General features: G+C 69.0%; 17 protein-coding genes. 7 read left to right on the top strand and 10 right to left on the bottom strand.

Features of this window, described 5'->3' with window-relative positions; all coding sequences use genetic code 11:
* Positions 1–82: 82 nt before the first annotated feature.
* Positions 83–1,363: a serine--tRNA ligase gene (gene serS / locus ABIN76_RS03670; RefSeq protein WP_346958370.1), complete on the bottom strand. Its 1,281-nt coding sequence runs from the start codon at positions 1,361–1,363 to the stop codon at positions 83–85.
* Positions 1,364–1,441: 78 nt separating this feature from the next.
* Between serS and ABIN76_RS03665 the strand changes: the two genes are divergently transcribed.
* Entirely contained in the window at positions 1,442–2,557 is a 1,116-nt protein-coding gene (locus ABIN76_RS03665; RefSeq protein WP_346958369.1) for a diacylglycerol kinase family protein, read from the top strand.
* 84 nt (positions 2,558–2,641) lie between these two features.
* On the opposite strand, the gene ABIN76_RS03660 is transcribed toward ABIN76_RS03665, so the two are convergent.
* The 3 genes from ABIN76_RS03660 to ABIN76_RS03650 form a co-directional block, all read right to left on the bottom strand.
* Entirely contained in the window at positions 2,642–2,860 is a 219-nt protein-coding gene (locus ABIN76_RS03660) for a hypothetical protein (protein ID WP_346958368.1), read from the bottom strand.
* 94 nt (positions 2,861–2,954) lie between these two features.
* Positions 2,955–3,935 carry a prephenate dehydratase gene (pheA, locus tag ABIN76_RS03655; protein WP_346958367.1) on the bottom strand — a complete coding sequence of 327 codons (981 nt, stop codon included), beginning with the start codon at positions 3,933–3,935 and terminating at the stop codon, positions 2,955–2,957.
* Positions 3,936–3,950: 15 nt separating this feature from the next.
* Positions 3,951–4,277, bottom strand: a complete 327-nt coding sequence (locus tag ABIN76_RS03650; protein WP_346958366.1) for a rhodanese-like domain-containing protein — start codon at positions 4,275–4,277, stop codon at positions 3,951–3,953.
* Between the two features lie 291 nt (positions 4,278–4,568).
* On the opposite strand from ABIN76_RS03650, the gene ABIN76_RS03645 reads away from it, so the two are divergent.
* The 4 genes from ABIN76_RS03645 (at position 4,569) to ABIN76_RS03630 (ending at position 9,693) form a co-directional block, all read left to right on the top strand.
* The gene (locus tag ABIN76_RS03645; RefSeq protein WP_346958365.1) at positions 4,569–6,038 is read left to right on the top strand and encodes an amidase; all 1,470 of its coding nucleotides are present in this window, start codon (positions 4,569–4,571) and stop codon (positions 6,036–6,038) included.
* Positions 6,039–6,119: 81 nt separating this feature from the next.
* On the top strand, positions 6,120–7,232 hold the full coding sequence (locus ABIN76_RS03640) for an alcohol dehydrogenase catalytic domain-containing protein (protein ID WP_346958364.1): 1,113 nt from the start codon (positions 6,120–6,122) through the stop codon (positions 7,230–7,232).
* A 125-nt stretch (positions 7,233–7,357) separates the two neighbouring features.
* Positions 7,358–8,827, top strand: coding sequence for an oligopeptide:H+ symporter (locus ABIN76_RS03635; RefSeq protein WP_346958363.1), 1,470 nt, complete (start codon positions 7,358–7,360; stop codon positions 8,825–8,827).
* Between the two features lie 5 nt (positions 8,828–8,832).
* Positions 8,833–9,693, top strand: coding sequence for a phosphotransferase (locus ABIN76_RS03630; protein ID WP_346958362.1), 861 nt, complete (start codon positions 8,833–8,835; stop codon positions 9,691–9,693).
* Here ABIN76_RS03630 and ABIN76_RS03625 read toward each other — a convergent pair.
* Positions 9,683–10,144: a DUF4190 domain-containing protein gene (locus ABIN76_RS03625; RefSeq protein ID WP_346958361.1), complete on the bottom strand. Its 462-nt coding sequence runs from the start codon at positions 10,142–10,144 to the stop codon at positions 9,683–9,685. The two genes, ABIN76_RS03630 and ABIN76_RS03625, sit on opposite strands and share 11 nt — an antisense overlap.
* Before the next feature lie 132 nt (positions 10,145–10,276).
* Between ABIN76_RS03625 and pgm the strand changes: the two genes are divergently transcribed.
* On the top strand, positions 10,277–11,938 hold the full coding sequence (pgm, locus tag ABIN76_RS03620) for a phosphoglucomutase (alpha-D-glucose-1,6-bisphosphate-dependent) (RefSeq protein WP_346958360.1): 1,662 nt from the start codon (positions 10,277–10,279) through the stop codon (positions 11,936–11,938).
* A gap of 9 nt (positions 11,939–11,947) precedes the next feature.
* On the opposite strand, the gene ABIN76_RS03615 is transcribed toward pgm, so the two are convergent.
* The 5 genes from ABIN76_RS03615 to ABIN76_RS03595 form a co-directional block, all read right to left on the bottom strand.
* A complete protein-coding gene (locus ABIN76_RS03615; protein WP_346958359.1) occupies positions 11,948–13,114 on the bottom strand; it encodes a GGDEF domain-containing protein in 1,167 nt (388 codons plus the stop codon).
* Positions 13,115–13,217: 103 nt separating this feature from the next.
* A complete protein-coding gene (locus ABIN76_RS03610; RefSeq protein WP_346958358.1) occupies positions 13,218–13,763 on the bottom strand; it encodes a 2'-5' RNA ligase family protein in 546 nt (181 codons plus the stop codon).
* Between the two features lie 48 nt (positions 13,764–13,811).
* Positions 13,812–14,417 carry a malonic semialdehyde reductase gene (locus tag ABIN76_RS03605; protein WP_346958357.1) on the bottom strand — a complete coding sequence of 202 codons (606 nt, stop codon included), beginning with the start codon at positions 14,415–14,417 and terminating at the stop codon, positions 13,812–13,814.
* Between the two features lie 151 nt (positions 14,418–14,568).
* Positions 14,569–15,309, bottom strand: coding sequence for a phosphotransferase (locus ABIN76_RS03600; RefSeq protein ID WP_346958356.1), 741 nt, complete (start codon positions 15,307–15,309; stop codon positions 14,569–14,571).
* A gap of 180 nt (positions 15,310–15,489) precedes the next feature.
* Positions 15,490–16,068 carry a flavodoxin domain-containing protein gene (locus ABIN76_RS03595; RefSeq protein ID WP_346958355.1) on the bottom strand — a complete coding sequence of 193 codons (579 nt, stop codon included), beginning with the start codon at positions 16,066–16,068 and terminating at the stop codon, positions 15,490–15,492.
* Between the two features lie 635 nt (positions 16,069–16,703).
* On the opposite strand from ABIN76_RS03595, the gene ABIN76_RS03590 reads away from it, so the two are divergent.
* The coding region (locus ABIN76_RS03590; RefSeq protein ID WP_346958354.1) for a DUF222 domain-containing protein at positions 16,704–18,021 on the top strand (1,318 nt) is incomplete at its 3' end.

Raw genomic sequence — 18,021 nt, 5'->3', positions numbered from 1 at the left:
GCTGCTAGGACGCGCGCCACAGCGGCGCGTGAAGCCTGGGTAAACAGCTGCCGACGGCGGGTGGGCTAGAGGACTGATCGTTTTAGAGGACCGGGAGCACCGTCATGCCACCGAGGTACTTTTGCAGCGCTGCCGGGACGTTGACCGAGCCGTCCGGGTTCTGGTGGTGTTCCAGGATGGCGACGATCCAGCGGGTCGTGGCGAGGGTGCCGTTGAGGGTGGCCACCGCGCGGGTGCCCTTGGGTGCGCCCTCCTCGTTCAGCACGCGTTCACGGATGTTGAGCCGGCGCGCCTGGAAGGTGGTGCAGTTGGAGGTGGAGGTCAGCTCGCGGTAGGCGCCCTGGGTGGGGACCCAGGCTTCGCAGTCGAACTTGCGGGCCGCGGAGGTGCCAAGGTCGCCGGCGGCGGTGTCGATCACGCGGTAGGGCAGCTCGCACTTGGCCAGCATTTCCTCTTCCCAGGCCAGCAGGCGGGCGTGCTCGGCGGCGGCCTCTTCGACCGTGGTGTAGATGAACATTTCCACCTTGTTGAACTGGTGGACGCGGATGATGCCGCGGGTGTCCTTGCCGTGCGAACCGGCCTCGCGGCGGTAGCAGGAGCTCTGCCCGGCGTAGCGGATCGGGCCGCCGCTGAGGTCCAGGATTTCGTCGGCGTGGTAGCCGGCGAGGGCCACCTCGGAGGTTCCCACGAGGTAGAGGTCGTCCTCGGCGAGGCGGTAGATCTCGGCGTCGTGCTTGACGTCGAATCCGGTGCCCTGCATGGTTTCGGGACGGACCAGCGTCGGGGTGATCATGGGGACGAAGCCGGCGTCGATGGCCTGTTCCATGGCCATCTGGAGCAGCGCCATTTCGAGCCGGGCGCCCACGCCGCGCAGGAAGTAGAAGCGCGATCCGGAAACCTTGGCGCCGCGTTCCATGTCGATCGCGCCGATCAGCTCGCCGATCTCCAGGTGGTCCCTCGGCTCGAAGTCGGGGAATTCGCGCGGCGTTCCGACCGTCTTCACCACCACGTAGTCATCCTCGCCGCCCGCCGGGACGCCGTCCTCTACCAGGTTGGGGATGCCTCGCAGGAGCTCCTCCTGGGCGGCCTGGGCGACGTCGGCCTCGGCCGAGGCTTCCTTGACCGAAGCGGCGAGCACCTTGACCTCTGCGAGCAGGGCCTGCTTCTCCTCGCCCTTGGCCTGGGCCACCTTCTTGCCGAAGGCGTTCTGCTCGGCCCGCAGGTTTTCGAATCGGATCAGTGCCGCGCGCCGGGCCGCATCCGCGGCGATGATCGCGTCCACCACGGATTCATCGGCGCCGCGGGCGCGCTGGCTGGCACGGAACTTGTCCGGATTTTCGCTGAGGTCTTTTACGTCGATCACGAGATAAGAGTATCGAATCCGGGGGCCGCGACCGGGCAGTCCTGCCGGGTCGCGGGCGCGGGATAGTGTTGGAGCATCATGCGCGACTGGCTGCTCTACCTCATAATCGCTGGAGCCCTGGTATTTGCCCTCTCCAGTTGGTGGGGCGTGCGCCGGCTGAAGGCCAAGCACACCCGCAGCGCCGTCTGGGAAGACACGCACAACCCCGGCCTGGCCAGGCAGAAGGTCGCCGTCGTGATGAACCCGATCAAGTCCAGGTCCGCGGAGGCCCGGGTCCTGGTCGAAAGCGCCTGCCTCGCGGCCGGCTGGGAGGCCCCGCGCTTCTTCGAAACCACTGCCGAGGACCCCGGGTTCTCGCAGGCCCGGGCCGCCGTCGACTATGGCGCCGACGTCGTCCTGGTGGGCGGCGGCGACGGCACCGTCCGCGTGGTGGCCGACGCCCTCGCGCACACTGACATCGCCATGGGGCTCCTCCCGCTGGGCACCGGCAACCTGCTGGCCCGCAACGTCCATCTCGACATCGGGGACCTGCACGGTTGCGTCGAGATTGCGCTGTTCGGCCACCAGCGCTTCATCGACACCGCCCGCATGAGGGTGGAGAACGCCCTGACCGGCCAGTCCGAGGACCATGCCTTCCTGGTGATCGCCGGGATCGGCATGGACGCCGAGGTGGTGGGCGACACCAACGACGGGCTCAAGAAAGCGGTGGGCTGGCTGGCCTACACGGAGGCCGGGGTGCGGCATCTTCCCGGCCGCCGCAAGCGGGTCTCGATCTCGCTGGACGACCAGCCCGAGCAGTCCCGGAAAATCCGCAGCGTGCTATTCGCGAACTGCGGCCTGATCCCCGGCGGAATCGACTTCATCCCGCAGGCCATGATCGACGACGGCATGCTGGATGTGGTGGTGATGAGCCCGCGCAGCGCCATCGGCTGGCTGGCGATGTATTGGAAGATCGTGCTGAAGCACAAAAGAAACCTGCCGGTGATGACGTATTACCGCTCCGGCAAGATCGTGATCAAGTGCGCCGAACCGATGCCCACTCAGGTCGACGGCGATCCGTCCGGCGAGGCCACCACGGTCACCGTCCGGGTGGCCCCCCGCTCGCTGCTGGTCCGGGTTAAAGAGGACGAAGCCAGGGACGCCGCGCTGACGGCGGGCGGGGCCGGCAGCCAGCCGGGGCCGGACGCCAACTAGGCGCAGCACCCCGGCCGGCCGGCGTCCCGACAGGGCAGCCTGGCGGGGCAGCCTGGCGGGCGCCCCGACGGGGAGTTGGCTGGCCTAGCTGGCTTCCTTTTTGGCGTCTGCTTCCTTCTTCGCATCCGCGGCCGCCTTGGCGGCGCGGGCCTCGGACTGTTCGCGGATCATCGCCTGCTCCTCTTCGAAGCGCAGCCGGTCCGCACGATCGGCGTCGTCGCCGTCCCAGTCCTGGTTTTCAGCTGTCGGCTTGGGATTAACAATCATTCCCTGGCCGTCATTTTCTGTGCTGGTGCCTGACATGACCTGCTCTTTCCGGTAGAGGGCTACCCAAATATGGATCAGGCAAGCATACGCACAGTTTCCATGGGGAGGAAGTGCCGGATGTGGCGTTTGTCTACGCTGTGGGCGAAGCCTCCGGCTTATATTCCGGAACCACAGATGCCCCCGTGAGTATGTCTTCGACCCAGGCATGGGCGGCCCGGAATGCCTGGTCCGACGTGTGCGGCGCGACATCTGCGCGCTGGCCGTCGGCCCGGCCGTAGGAGCCCAGAAACCTGGTCGCGGGGCTGATCCGGTGCAGCCCCGCGAGCGCGTCGGCCACCCGCGCGTCACCCACGTGGCCGTCGGCGTCGATGCTGAAGAAGTAGTGGCCCAGGTACTGGCCGGTGGGCCGCGACTCGATCCGGCTCAGGTTCACGCCGCGGGTGGCGAACTGGTCCAGGATCTCCATCAGTGCGCCGGGCCGGTCCTCCGGAAGCGGGACCACCACCGTGGTCTTGTCCGCACCGGTTCGTTCCGGCAACACACCGGGCCGGCCGACGAGCACAAAGCGGGTGACCGCTCCCGGGTTGTCGCCGATGTTTTCGGCCAGCACGGCCAGTCCGGGTTGCTCGGCGGCGACTATCGGGGCGCAAATGGCGGCGTCATAGTGCGGGTCGCCTTCCAGCAGGCCCAGTGCCGCTGCGGCTGTGGAAGACCCCGGGATATATTCCGCGTCAGGAATATTCGTGTCGACCCAGAGCCTGCACTGCGCCCAGGCGTGGCCGTGGGTGGAAACCCGGCGGATGTCCTCGATCCGGACGCCCGGCCGGGCCACCAGCACGAAGCTGATGGGCACCAGGGCCTCGCGGAGGATCCGCAGCTCCTGGCCGGTGGCGATCGCGTCCAGGGTCGCGGTGACCCCGCCCTCGACGGAGTTCTCGATCGGCACCATCGCCGCGTCCGCGGATCCGTCGCGGACCTTGTCCAGCGCCGTGTTCACGTTCGAGGACGGGATGCGGACCGCCTCCGCGGCACCGGGCACCTGCATCAAGGCCGCCTCGGTGAACGTGCCTTCGGGGCCGAGGAAGGTGTAGGTGACAGGGGAGGCGGGCATGGGTTCTTCCTTCGTTTACAGGATGACGGGCTTGAGCCCGTTGTCGGACACGAGCGGCAGGCCGTTCTCAAGCCACTGGTCCATGCCGCCGGCCACGTTCATCGCGGAATAGCCCTGGCCGACGAGCCATTGCACGGCGCGGAAAGAACGTCCGCCGGTGCGGCAGATGACGTAGAGGTCCTCGTCCGGGTCCAGTTCGTCGAGCCGGGCCGGGAGCTGGTCGAGGGGAATATGCACAGCGCCCTCCGCGTGGCCGGCAGCCCACTCGTAGTCCTCGCGTACATCCAGAATGCGCGCCGCTTCGGGCATATCGGAAACGGTCACGGTGTCGATATCGCTCATGGTCGTCCTCTCCGCTGGTACCAGGGTTCTTCCCCCAGCGTATCGCCAGCCGTCGGAGCCAGGTCCAAACCAGCGGCAGGTTACGCTTCTGGAGAGCGCAAAGGAGACCCATGGCAGCCGCACGGCGCACGATTCCGGCCCCTCGGCCACCCCGCCACCACCGGACATGCCCTCCCCCGGCCGCCCCGGTTGGACATGCTGCCACTATGTCCAATGCTGGCCACGAAGAATGGGCATGTCCCCCGGGCGCGGAAGCCCGCACGGACCGCCACCACCGGAAGCCCCTCCACCGTGGCTGAGATCCACGAACTGTCGGCGGTCGCGCTCCGGGATGCCCTGCGCTCCGGCGAACTCTCCGCCCGACAGGCCGCGGCGCATTACCTGGACCGCATTGCCTCCGAGAACCCGCACCTTGGCGCCTTCATTACCGTCACCGCTGAGCAGGCGCTCAAGGACGCCGATACGGCGGACAGCCGCCACGCCTGCGCCTCCGCCGCGTCCACGAGCGACGGCGGCGGCCCGGCCCTGCCGCTGCTGCACGGGATGCCGACCGCTTTTAAAGACCTGACCGACGTCGCGGGTGTCGCCACCACGCACGGCAGCGCCGCCCTGGAACACAGGCCGGCCCCGGCCGACGGCGCCCTCGCCGCCACGCTGAAGGGCGCCGGGGTTGTTTCGCTGGGCAAGACGCAAGTCCCGGAGTTCGGGCTGACGGCTTACAGCGAGAACCGGATCGCCCCGCCCTCACGCAACCCCTACGCGCTGAGCCGGAGCTCCGGCGGCTCCTCGGGCGGCAGCGCTGCCGCCGTCGCCGCGGGGCTGCTTCCTTTCGCGCCAGGGTCCGACGGCGGCGGCTCCATCCGGATTCCCGCCGCCGCATGCGGCCTGGTGGGCCTGAAGCCGGGCCGCGGGCTGGTCCCGTCCGGGGAAAGCACCGGCGACCCTGCCGGACTAGTGGTCGCCGGCCCGCTGGCCCGCTCCGCGGCCGACGCCGCCCTGATGCTCGACGCCCTCGTCCCGCCGCGCCCGACCCGCCAATCACCGGGAGAACCAGCCGGCAGCCGGGGCAGCTACCTCCAACTGGCCGGCCAGGACCCGCCCCGGCTCCGGATCGGCGTCAGCCTGGACAGTCCGTGGCAGGCGGTCTTCCCTTTCGCCCCGGAGCGCGAAGCCCTCGATGCGCTCAACACGGGTATCAGGCTGCTGGAGGCGGCCGGGCATGAGACCGGCGAGGCGGCCATCCGCTACGACAACCGTTACCCCGGCGCGTTCACGACCGCGTGGACCGCCGGCGTCGGGAGCGCCCGCATCGCGCCGCAGCGCGAGGCCCTGCTGACCCCGTTAACCCGGACCTTCCGGCGCCGCGCCCAGCAGCGCAGCGCTGCGAAATTGAACGAGGCCCTCGGGTTCCTGCGCCAGTTCCAGCGGGACACTGTCGCCCAGTTCTCGGCCTGGGACCTGGTGCTGAGCCCCGCGTTGGCACAGACGCCCCGGCCGGTGGGCTGGTTCACGGGCGCCGCGCACGGCGACGGCTACTGGCCGGCCGAGTGGCCCGCCGACGCCGACGACGACTATCGCAAGCAGTGCGAGTTTGCCCCGTGGTCCTCCCTGGTCAACGTCTGCGGGCTGCCCGCGATCAGCATTCCGGTGCACTGGACGGGCGGGTCGCCGGGTGAAGGGCTGCCGATGGGCATCCAGCTGGTCGGGCCGATGGGTTCCGAGGCGCTGCTGCTCCAGGTGGCCGGGCAACTGGGCTTCTAGGCAGCCGCCGGCGGGGATTTCCCGGGTCCGGCCGGGTGCGGTTTACTGGTCCAAACGCGGTTAACGACACGAGAGGGATCGATGAAGATCACCGGTGCAGTACTTGAGGAAATCGGCCGCCCCCGGCCCTTCGCGGAGTCGAAGCCGATCAGTATCTCGGAACTGGAGCTCTCCGCCCCCGGGCCCACGGAGATCCTCGTCCGGCTCGAGGCCGCCGGCATCTGCCACTCGGACCTCAGCGTCGTCGACGGGAACCGGGTGCGCCCGGTGCCCATGCTGCTGGGCCACGAAGCCGCCGGACGCGTCGTCGAGGTCGGCGCGGAGGTCACCGACCTGCAGCCCGGCCAGCGCGTGGTCATGTCCTTCCTGCCGCGCTGCGAGCAGTGCGCGAACTGCGCCGCGGACGGCCGGCTGCCGTGCACCGCCGGTTCCAAGAGCAACAACGAAGGCACCCTGCTGCACGGCTCCATGCACCTGAGCCGCGGCGGCGAACAGATCTACCACCACCTCGGCGTCTCCGGCTTCGCCAGCCACGCCGTCGTGGACCGGGCCTCCGCGGTGCCGGTTGGTGACGATATTCCGGCGGACATCGCGGCCGTGCTGGGCTGCGCGGTGCTCACTGGCGGCGGCGCCGTGCTGAACGCCGCGAAACCCCGCCCCGAGGACAGCATCATGATCGTCGGGCTCGGCGGCGTCGGGATGGCCGCGCTGATCACCGCGGTCTCCCAGGGCGTCTCGCGGATCGTCGCCGTGGACACCCTGGACGAAAAACTGGAGCACGCCCGCCGTCTCGGGGCGCACGAAACGTACACCCCGCAGCAGCTCGCGGAGCAAGGCGTCAAGGCCAAGTTCGTCGTCGAATGCGCCGGCAGTGCGCGGGCGTTCGAGACCGCCTTCGCGGCGACCGACGTCGGCGGCACCACGATCACGGCCGGGCTCCCCTCACCCGAGGCGCGCGCCCAGCTCTCCCCGCTGACCATCACGGCGGAGGCCCGCACGATCATCGGCAGCTACCTCGGCTCGGCCGTGCCCGCCCGGGACATTCCCAAGTACGCCCAGCTCTGGCGGGACGGAAAACTCCCCGTCGAGGAGCTCATTTCGTCCCGGATCGCCCTGGCGGACATCAACCAGGCCATGGACCAGCTCGCGGACGGAAAAGCGGTCCGCCAGGTCATCATGTTCGACGCCGGCTAGCCTGGCCGAGGGTGCCTCCCCTCCCGCAGCCTGGGCCGAGCCGGGCCGCGAAACACCCGCGGATTGACTTGCCCCGGACCGCCGCGGATGTGACAATCGCCCGCCGCGGTGTCAGCATTAAGTAAATGAGCACAACTCATTTAGCCGATCCCCCCGCTACAACGCCGGGCGATACCTCGTTTTTTGGCCACCCAAAGATGCTGGCCAGCCTCTTCTCCGTAGAAATGTGGGAGCGCTTCTCCTTCTACGGAATGCAGGGGATCCTCCTCTATTACATGTACTTCACAGCCGCCGAGGGCGGCCTTGAGATCGACAAGGCCCTCGCCGCCAGCCTGGTCGGCGCCTACGGCGGCGGTGTCTACCTCTCCACCATCCTGGGCGCCTGGCTCGCGGACCGGCTCTTCGGCTCCGAGCGTGTGCTCTTCGGTTCCGCGATCATGATCATGGCCGGCCACATCGCCCTGGCCCTCATCCCGGGGATCCCGGGCCTGGTCGCCGGCCTCGTGCTGGTGGGCGTCGGATCCGGCGGCCTCAAGGCCAACGCCACCGCGCTGGTCGGAAGCCTGTACCGCGAGAAGGACGAGCGCCGCGACGCCGGGTTCTCCATCTTCTACATGGGCATCAACGCCGGCGCCCTGATCGGCCCGCTGGTCACCGGCTGGCTGCAGGAAAGCCAGGGCTTCCGCTGGGGCTTCGGCGCCGCCGCCGTCGGCATGGCCGTGGGACTAGGCATCTACGCCCTGGGCCGCAACAAGCTGCCTGAAGAGGCGCACCGGGTACCGAACGCACTGCCCGCCGCCAAACGCACCCGCTACGGCCTGATCTTCGCCGGTCTCGCCGTGGTCATCGCCGTGCTGCTGGCCACCGGCGCCGTCAACGCCGGCAACCTTGCCCTCTCCATGGCGTACGCGGCCATCGGCGCGTCGGTGCTGTACTTCGTGCTGATCTTCAGCAGCAAGAAGGTCAACGCCACCGAGCGCAGCCGGGTGGCAGCGTTCATCCCGCTGTACATTGCCTCCGCCGCCTTCTGGGCGCTCTTCCAGCAGCAGTTCACCTTCATTGCCGTGTACTCGGAGGAGAAACTGGACCGGAACCTGTTCGGCTGGGAAATGCCGGCGGCCTGGGTCCAGTCGATCAACCCGGTGTTCATCATCATCTTCGCCGGCGTGATGGCCGCGCTGTGGACCCGGCTGGGACGCAGGCAGCCGGGCTCGGCGCTGAAGTTCTCGATCGGCCTCTTCGTGATGGGCCTGGCGTTCCTGGCCTTCATCCCGCTGGCCGGCGAGGGTAAGACGCCGCTGCTGGCCCTGGTGGGAATCCTGCTGCTGTTCACGCTGGCTGAGCTGTTCCTCTCCCCCATCGGCCTGTCCGTGACCACCAAGCTGGCCCCCAAGGCCTTCCACACCCAGATGGTTGCCTTGTTCTTCCTCTCGGTTTCGCTGGGCACCACGCTGGCCGGCCTGCTGTCGGGGCTCTACAACCCGGACGACGAACTGCCGTACTTCATCGGCGTCGGCGGCACGGCGATGCTTCTGGCCGTCGGCCTGGCCGCGGCCTCGCCTGCCATCAAGAAGCTCATGGGCGGCGTACGCTGAGCTGAATGAGCACCCGAGATCGCCCGCCGGTTGAGGTGCGCGTCTACGTCCCCGCCCCCGGCGAGGCGTCCGACGTCGAACTCATGCCGGCGGGCGATGTCACTGAAGGCGTGGTGCGGGTTGGCGGGACCATCCGCCGCCCGCACCAGCCGCAGAGCCTCGCCGTCGCCGGTTACCTCGACTGGCTCGAGGACGTCGGTTTTGACGGTTCCCCGCGGTACCTGGGCCGGGACGCGGACGGCCGGGACGTGCTGACCTTCCTGCCGGGGCAGTGCGCCGGCCCGCTCCCGGAGGCCTGGGTGCAATCCGAGGAGCTGCTGGCCTCGGTGGCGCGGTTGCTGCGCCGGCTCCACACCGCCTCGGCCGGTTTTGTGCCGGATACCCACCCCTTTCCGCCCCGCTTTATCCCAGCGGGCGCAGTCAGCCAGGATCCGGCGGAACTCGTGTGCCACCTTGACGTCACGCCGCAGAACGTGGTGGTTCGGGACGGCCTCGCCGCCGGGCTGGTGGACTTCGACCTCGCCGGCCCCAGCACGGCCCTCAAGGACGCCTTTAATACCGCCATGCACTGGGCGCCGCTCCGCGACCCGGCGGACGCGTGGCCGGGCTGGGAGGGAACGGACCCGTTGCGGCGGCTCCGGATTTTCGCCGACGCATACGGCTGGGGCGAGGAGGAACGGCTGGCGCTGCCGGCTTTCGGGATCGAGGCAACGGCGCTGAGCTATGAACGGATGCGGCACAACGCGGCGGTGCTCGGCGGGGGCTGGGCCCGGATGTGGAACGACGGAGTGGGCGGACTGATCCTGCGCCGCCGCGGCTGGCTGGAGGCCAACGCGGAGCGGCTGGTGGCCGCGCTTAGCGGGTGATGAAATCCGCGTTTGCGAAGGCGACGCCCAGCGTGACCACCACCAAAAGGGTGATGGCGATCGCGGCATAACCGAGGACCAGGCCCGCGATGGCGAGGCCCTTGCCGCCTGGCTCGCGGTTGAGCGCCAGGTGACCGAGGACGACGGCGGCCAGCTGCGGGAGCAGGAAGAAGCCGAAGCCCAGGAAAGCCGCGATGCCGCAGCACAGGCTCGCGATGCTCAGGCCCTTCGGAGCGGGAGCCACGCCGTAGTAGTAGGGCTGGCCGTAGGCGTCGGCGTAGGGACCCGCCGGCTGGCCGTAGGCGTCGTAGTTGCCCGCCGGCTGCCCCAAGTGCGGCGCCCCCGCCGGCATCGGCGGAACGTGGCCGTCGTTTTCGTACGGCGGACGGTACGGCGGCGGCTGGTAGCCCCGGTACGCCTCGCCGTTCCCGGGCCTGGGCTGCTCGGTCATGAAATTCCCCTCTGACATGTATACGTCCAGACTAGCGCCGTGCCGATTTCCCGGCCGTAGCTGCAGCGTCACAGCGGGCCCGTTTCCAGCGAAATCATGTTGCCAGGCCCCCTCGTCTGGCATGCTGGAGCCATGGCTAGCCGCGCGGGCACAGTTGCCCAACCCCAAGACCTTGTTGACCTCACTGCGCTCCTGGACGCGTACTACGACGTTTCGCCGGATCTGGGGGACCCAGGCCAGCGGGTGGCGTTCGGGACCTCCGGCCACCGCGGTTCGAGCCTCAAGGCATCGTTCAACGAACCGCATATCCTGGCCATCACCCAGGCCATCGTGGAATACCGCGCCGGCCAGGGCATCACCGGGCCGCTGTACCTCGCCAAGGACACGCATGCCCTGAGCGAGCCAGCGCAGAACTCCGCGCTTGAGGTCCTCGCCGCGAACGGCGTGCACGTGCTGATCGACGCCCGCCACGGCTACACGCCCACCCCGGCGCTGAGCCACGCCATCCTGACGCACAACAACAACTCCGCCGCCGGAGCGCCGCAGGCCGACGGCATAGTGGTGACGCCGAGCCACAACCCGCCCGGCGACGGCGGCTTCAAGTACAACCCGCCGCACGGCGGCCCGGCCGACACCGACGCCACCGGCTGGATCGCCAACCGTGCCAACGAGCTGCTCGAGAACGGACTGCGCGGGGTCAAGCGGGTTCCCATCGCGGACGCCATGGCCGCGGACACCACCGGCAAGTTCGACTTCCTGAGCAGCTACGTCGATGACCTGCCCTCGGTGCTGGACCTGAACGCGATCCGCGAGGCGGGCGTCCGGATCGGCGCCGACCCCATGGGCGGCGCGTCGGTGGATTACTGGGGCGAAATCGGCGAACGCCACCATTTGAACCTCACGGTGGTGAACCCGACCGTGGACCCGCAGTGGGCCTTCATGACGCTGGACTGGGACGAGAAGATCCGGATGGACTGCTCCTCTCCCTCAGCCATGGCCTCCCTGATCAACCGCATGGCTGTCGGTGCGGACGGGTCCGCACCCTTCGACGTTGCCACCGGCAACGACGCCGACGCCGACCGGCACGGCATCGTCACGCCGGACGGCGGGTTGATGAACCCGAACCACTACCTCGCCGTCGCGATCGATTACCTGTACCGGCACCGCAGCGGTTGGAACCCGCAGTCCGTGATCGGCAAGACCCTGGTGTCCTCGTCCATCATCGACCGGGTTGCCGAAAGCCTTGGCAGGAAGCTCGTCGAGGTTCCGGTCGGCTTCAAATGGTTTGTGCCCGGGCTGCTGTCCGGCGAGGGCGCCTTCGGCGGGGAGGAGTCCGCCGGCGCCTCCTTCAACAAAATGGACGGCAGCGTCTGGACCACCGATAAGGACGGCATCCTGCTGGCACTGCTGGCCTCCGAGATTACGGCGGTCACGGGCAAGTCGCCGTCGCAGCTGTACAAGGGCCTCACCGACCAGTTCGGCGATCCCGTTTACGCACGCATCGACGCCGCCGCCACGCGGGAACAGAAGGCTGCCCTGGGCAAGCTCTCGCCGGCGGACGTCACCGCGACGGAACTCGCCGGCGAAACCATCACCGCGAAGCTGACCGAGGCGCCCGGCAACGGCGCGGCCATCGGCGGACTCAAAGTGGTCACCGAGAACGCCTGGTTCGCGGCCCGGCCCTCGGGCACCGAGGACGTCTACAAGATCTATGCCGAGTCCTTCAAGGGCGCGGAGCACCTCAAGCAGGTGCAGGCCGAGGCCAAGGCCCTGGTGGACGGGGTGATTTCCTAGCCGCCGGTCTCAGGCCGTCTGCTCCTCGCGGAGGCTGGCGGCCAGCACGGACCGGTCCCGGCCCAGCGTCTTTGCGCGGTAGAGAGCGGAGTCGGCCGAGGCGACCAAGGCCTCCAGGTCAGTCCGGCCGGGGCCGGTGGTGGCGATCCCGTAGCTAACGGTGGGCAGCCGGGCTTCGACGCTGGGCTGCGCCTCCTGCAGCCGGCGGCTGATGGTGGCTGCCATTTCCCCGGCGCGTTCCGGTGAGACGCCCGGCAGGAGCAGGATGAATTCCTCGCCCCCGTAGCGCCCCACGAGGTCGGTGGAGCGCACCGAGGACGTGCACGCGGCGGCGAACGCCTGCAGCGCGGCGTCCCCGGCGGCGTGCCCGTACTGGTCGTTGACGGCCTTGAAGTGGTCCAGGTCGGCCAGCACAAGCGCCGCGGTGGTCCGGGCGTTGCCGAGCCTGCGCAGTTCGTTCGCGGCCAGGTCCATAAAGGCGGTCCGGTTCAGCAGGCCAGTGAGCCCGTCAACCGTCGCGCGAGCCCGGAGGTCCCGGGTCAGTTGTTCGTTGCTCAGCTCAGCCATGGTGAAGGATGCGAGCACCAGGACCATCGAGGTGAGCAGCGTGGTCACCACCGACCCGAAATAGGCGACGAACACGGGTCCCTCCGGACCGTCCAGGAGAAACGCGGCCAGCCGGCCCGCGTAGAAGACGGTCAGGAGGCCGGAGCCGTAGGCGAGCGGGCGGTGCACCCGGGAGTAGTCGACGTCGAGCAGGAAAAGCTCTCGGGAGGAGAGCCCGAGCATCAACGCCATCATGCCCAGCAGCACCGGCCCGCCGGACCAGTTGTTTGTCGCCGGGTGGTCCAGGACCGACACGACGCCGGTTACCACCGGCCCTGCCAGCAGGAACCACAGCCGGGGGTTTCCGCTGCGCAGTGAGCGGGCGCCGGCCCACATGGCTCCGGCTCCGCCTACCAGCAGGGTGTTGCCGAGCGGGTTTGCCCAGGCCTGGTGGGAGGTGCCGTCCAGCAGGTAGGACGCGGATCCGGTGAGGAAGAGCAACAGCGCCGAGCACCACCAGGCGCTGAACGGAGAACGGGTCCGCCGGTAGGTGATGAAGTAGAAGAGGCACAGCAGCGTCAGGGTCACGACCGCCAGGGCGACACGCAAGGTGGAGGTGTCAAGCATCATCCTGTGGCTCCCCCAGCACGCACCCAGTGACCCCAGTATTCGTCGGTGTCAGTCCCAATTTGACCCCAGTATTGCACCTTGGGCCGCAAATGAAGAGGTTCATTCACAATGTGGCCTCCCAAAGCCGGAGCACGCGCCGCGTGGCGTGTCCGCCGTCGGGGGCCATATCCACCAGGGCGATACGGTCCAGCGCCAGTTGCCCGCCTGCACGGGGCGCCTTGCCGCCGCGGTGCGACACGTGCGGGCGGTAACCCGCCATGGTGTAGCCGGGGGTGGCGATGCGTCCGGGCAGCGTCGCGACGACTCCGACGAGGGCTTCGTGGAGGGCCTGGAGCGGTGCGCTGGGTTCGATCAGGCTGACCGGGATGGAGCCGGCACGGCCAAAGCCTGCCTCCAATCCAACGGTTACGGCGGAGCCCAGCGCGGCCCGCACGGGTGCATCCATGCGCCCGGCCACCTGGCTGGCCAGGCTGTCCCCGGCGACGGCGGTGCCGCCAGCAGATTTGCCGCCGCCGGCGTCGGCGTCGGCCGGAAGCGGATCGACGACGTCGAACTTCACCAGCGTGATGTGCAGCGGCCAGGCGTCCCGCGGGAATTCCATCCCCTCGGTGACGGGCTCCAGAAAAGCGACCACAATCAGGTTCCGCATGGGCATAGTCTGCCACCGCCCTCTGACACGGGCGGCGACATGCGGGCCTCAGACGGTGCGAACAACGTCCTCGTAAGCGAACTTCGGCTTCGGGGCGCCCCAGGCATCCTCGGCGGCCTGGCCGATGTTAACCACCATGAAGCTCTTCTGGCCGCCGTCCGGGAAGAACGCTGTGTCGATTTTGCCGAAGTCGGCCCCTGTCATCGGCCCGGCGGAGAGTCCCAGCGACCGTACGGCGAGGATGAAGTAACCCGCCTGCAGGTGGGCGTTATCGTTCCCGGTGGATGCGGCGAGGTCCGGGGCGGCGTCGTACATGGCTTTGGGGGCGTTGTAGCCAGGAAGGAAGGTATCCCACTGCTCATGCCAGGCGGTATCGACGCTGAGGATCGCGACCAGCGGCGCGGTCGCCGTCTTGGCGCGGTTCCCGGCGGACAGTGCTTCCACCAGCGCGGCGCGGGCCTCCTCCGAGCGGACATAGGTGACGCGCAGCGGCTGGGAATTGAAAGCGGTGGGGCCGAACTTTGTCAGCTCGTAAATGGCCCGGGCCTGCTCGTCCGTGACTTCCCCGGTAAAGGCGTTGGCGGTGCGCGCCTGGGCAAAGATGGCGTCCACTGCTGCGGCGTCGATTACTGCTTCTTCATGGGCGATCGTCATTCGCGTCCCTTTCGCTGGGCTCGCCCCGTCCGGGCGCTTCTGCTGTCCCTAGGTTCAACGGAGGCCCGGGACGGCTCCTTCCCGGCTCACCGGGTGACGTCGCCCACTTCCCCGGAAGGACCACCTCAGGCGGCACTGTCCGGACCGGTCGTCATTCCTGTTCCGCGAGCCGCACCATTCGGAGACTGTCGCGGCGGTACATCGCGGCATGGTCGCCCAGTTCCGGGCGGCCGGTCGCGGCCGCCCGTCCGTCGGAGTAGTCGGCCAGCTCGCGGAGCCTGGCCCCAAGAGTTTCCAGCACGTCCCGGCGAGAGAAGGGGAAACCGTAGGCCGCAATCAGTTCATCCAGGCGGGCCAGCACCTCCGGACCCTCCGGCGCACCCGCTCCGCCGCCTTCGATCAGCGGCGCCAGCTGGTAGGCCAGGTAGCAGAGATCCCAGATCCTCGGCCCGGGCGACGCCGCATCAAAATCGAAGACGCCGGCAAACTGCTTGTCCCGGAACACCATGTTGTAGGGGGCGAAGTTGTTGTGACAGACCACCTCAACCGGTTCATGGGTTGGCAACTGCCAGCTCAGCGGCTCCTGGGCCAGTTCGACGCTGGCGTCGTGCAGCTGCCGGAGCAGTGCCGCCGCGTCCCGCAGGATCGAGCGGTGCCAAATCCATGCCGGCAGCGGATACTGCACCACATCCCCCGGCAGGAACGACAGGATCTCGCGTCCCTGCTCGTCGAGGCCGGCCGCCGCCGGAACCCGGCTGATTCCGCTGGCACGAAGCGCGTCCAGCAAGGCGTGAACGGCCGGCGTCCACGGCCCCGAATTCCTGCGAACGGTGTCCCCCACGCGCACCACGACGCTGGAATTGCCGCCGGTAAGGTTCTCTTCGTTCCCCATCCATCCAAATCTAGACGACGGGCAGTGGCCAGCCGCGGCGGTGCCCCGTCGGCGCCCGGGGCGCCTAGGCGTCGTCGTGCTGGACGGAGGACGAGAGCTCGCCGTGGGCGCTGGCCTGTCCGTGGCGGGAGTGCTCAACCGCCTGGACCCGCTGGGGCCGTCCCTTCGCCCGGATTTCGTTCAGCCGCCCTTCGGCCGGTCTGGCGGGAGACCCTCGACGTCGGCGTCCTCTGAAGGGGTGGACGGGGCGGGTTGAGCGAGTTGGGCGGTGATTTCATCTGTCCAGCTGTCGACGGCCGCCCAGTCCCGCAGGTCCCCGAAGCGACCGCCGGTGAGCCGGAAGAGGAGTCGGAGCGGCGCGGGCATCTGGCCGGCTTCGTAGACACCCGACAAGACTTTGTGGCCGCGAAGTGGAACGTCCTGAAATTGAGATCGTTCCAGGCGTTGCTGCTGCAGTAGCGCACCACGCTTGCGAAACAGCTTAGGCAGGGCGTCGGACATTCCGACGCTGAAGGCCCAGACAGGCCGCTGGGCCAGCTCGTGCGCGTGCTGTGAGACGAACAGCAAAGCCGGCGGGAGCCACGCCTGGTTGTGGATCGCGCTGCCGACCACGACAGCTTCGTAGCCGGAGACAGCCTCGATCTCCTCCACGGACCGGCACTCCACCGGGCCCAGCGCAACGGCCATGCGGTCAGCTATGTGTTGGGCAATTTCGCGGGTGGACCCCAGAGCACTTGCATAGGCAACGAGAACCTTCATGGCTGAACCTCCTACCTTCCTCGCCCCAGTCTGTTGGAACCTCGGGCCGGTTGTAACCTGCCATAGGTCCCGCCAAGGGGGCATAGCAGGGACGCGTTGCAAAAGGCGAGGACTCGACGCCGGTGACCCTGTGGTGCGGGGCCGCTCCTATTGGACTGCGACAGGGGTGATCGGCCGGGACCGAGGACGACCAAGGGCAGCGCTACGTCAGAGTTTCGAGGGCGTCAGTGGCAGCCGAAAAGCACAGCTGCAGCCCGAGACTGGGTGCCGCACATAGTGTCAGTGCCCAGCACGAGAATTAGTCCATGGGAATCAGTGGAGTTCTCGCATCTCGTCCGGCCAGATGGCCAGACGCTGCTGCCCGGTGGGTGCCGGTGGTGCGGGGCGTGCTGCTCCTGCGCGGCGGTCTTGCCGGCTGTTTCGTTGCGGCGTTTAGTGTCGTAGGTCGCTGGTTGGATGGGTTCATGGGATCCAGTGCAGCTCTCGCCCTTCGTCCGGCCAGTCGGCCCGGTGGTGCTGCGCGGCGGCTGTCCGTGGTGCGGGGCGTGCTGCTCCGGTACGGCGATGGTGCCGGCCGTTCCGTCGCGTGCCCTGGTGCCGCTATTAGTGTCGTAGGTCGCAGGCAGGATTGATTCATGGGATCCAGCGCAGCTCTCAGCGTTTCTCCGGCCTCCCGGGCCGGTGATACTGCGTGCGGGGTTCCGTCGCTGGGAAGTGTTCTGGGGCAGGTGCGGGAGTTGTGCGCGACGGCGATCGGCGACGCGGCGCTGTTCGGGTTCGCGGAGGCCGCGGAGTACGCCGCCGGGGTCGAGGAACTCGCCCGGGGGGTGGAGTTCCTGCAGCTTGTCGGCGCGGCCGCGGTGGACCGGACCCGGAAGGAAGCCGCCGCCGCGGACTCCCCGGTCCTGGATGACGGTTACCGCAAGAGCGGGGACTTCCTGCGGGACCGGTTGCAGATCACCGGCACCGAAGCGCACCGCCGGCTGTCCCTGACCGCCGCGGTCCTGCCGCGGACCGGGATCACCGGGCAGATCCTCCCGCCGCTGCATGAGGAACTCGCCGCCGCCGTGGCCGCCGGGACCGTGCCGTCCCGGTCCGCGACCATCATCGCCCAGGCCCTGGACCGGGTCCGGCCCCTGTGTGACCCGGCCACGACCGCCCGGATGGAACACTCCCTCACGGCCACCGCGGCCGAGCACGACCCGGACTTCCTGGCCCGGGTCACCCGGCGCTGGCTGGACGCCATCGACCAGGACGGCGCCGAACCTTCCGAGGAGGTCCTGCGCCAGTTACAGGGCGCGTTCATCCGTAAACCCCGCCACGGCCTGCACCACCTGGAAATCTTCGCCACCACCGAACAATTCGAGACCCTCCTCACCGTAATGAACACCGCCACCAACCCCCGCACCACCCCCGCCCCCACAGGCACCGACAGCAGCCCGGACGCCACCAGTAGCGGGGCGGACGGCGGCGGGGTGACCGGGGCGGACGGCGGCGGGAAGGTGGGCGTGGCCGGGGAGGTTACCGGGGCTGAGGGGTTCGTGCCGGGCGGGCTGGACTGGCGGTCCCGGCCGCAGAAATACCTCGACGGCCTGGTCGGCGGCTGCAAAATAGCCCTCGCGTCCGGCGGGCTGCCCGCCACCGGCGGACACCGGCCCCAGATCATGGTCACCATCGACTACCGCGACCTCCTCGAACACCTCCTAAACGCCACCAACATCAACGCTGCCCCTGCCACCGACAGCCAGACAGGCCCGCTCGCCACGGCCGTTGACGCCAGCGCCGCCGGACGCACCCCCGGCACCGGGGCCGGCCCGTTCGGCTTCACCGGCACCGGGGCCGGTCCGCTCGGGGCCGCTGGCGCCGGGGACGCCAGCGGACGCGGCACCGGTCCGCTGGGGTTCACCGGCACCGGGACCCTGGCCTTCACCGGCCCCGTCACCGCCGCGACCA

Source organism: uncultured Arthrobacter sp. (assembly GCF_964021775.1).
In the GTDB taxonomy this organism is placed as follows: Bacteria; Actinomycetota; Actinomycetes; order Actinomycetales; family Micrococcaceae; genus Arthrobacter.
The sequence above is the reverse complement of the archived record's forward strand: the minus strand, read 5'-3'. Positions and strand labels throughout refer to the sequence as shown.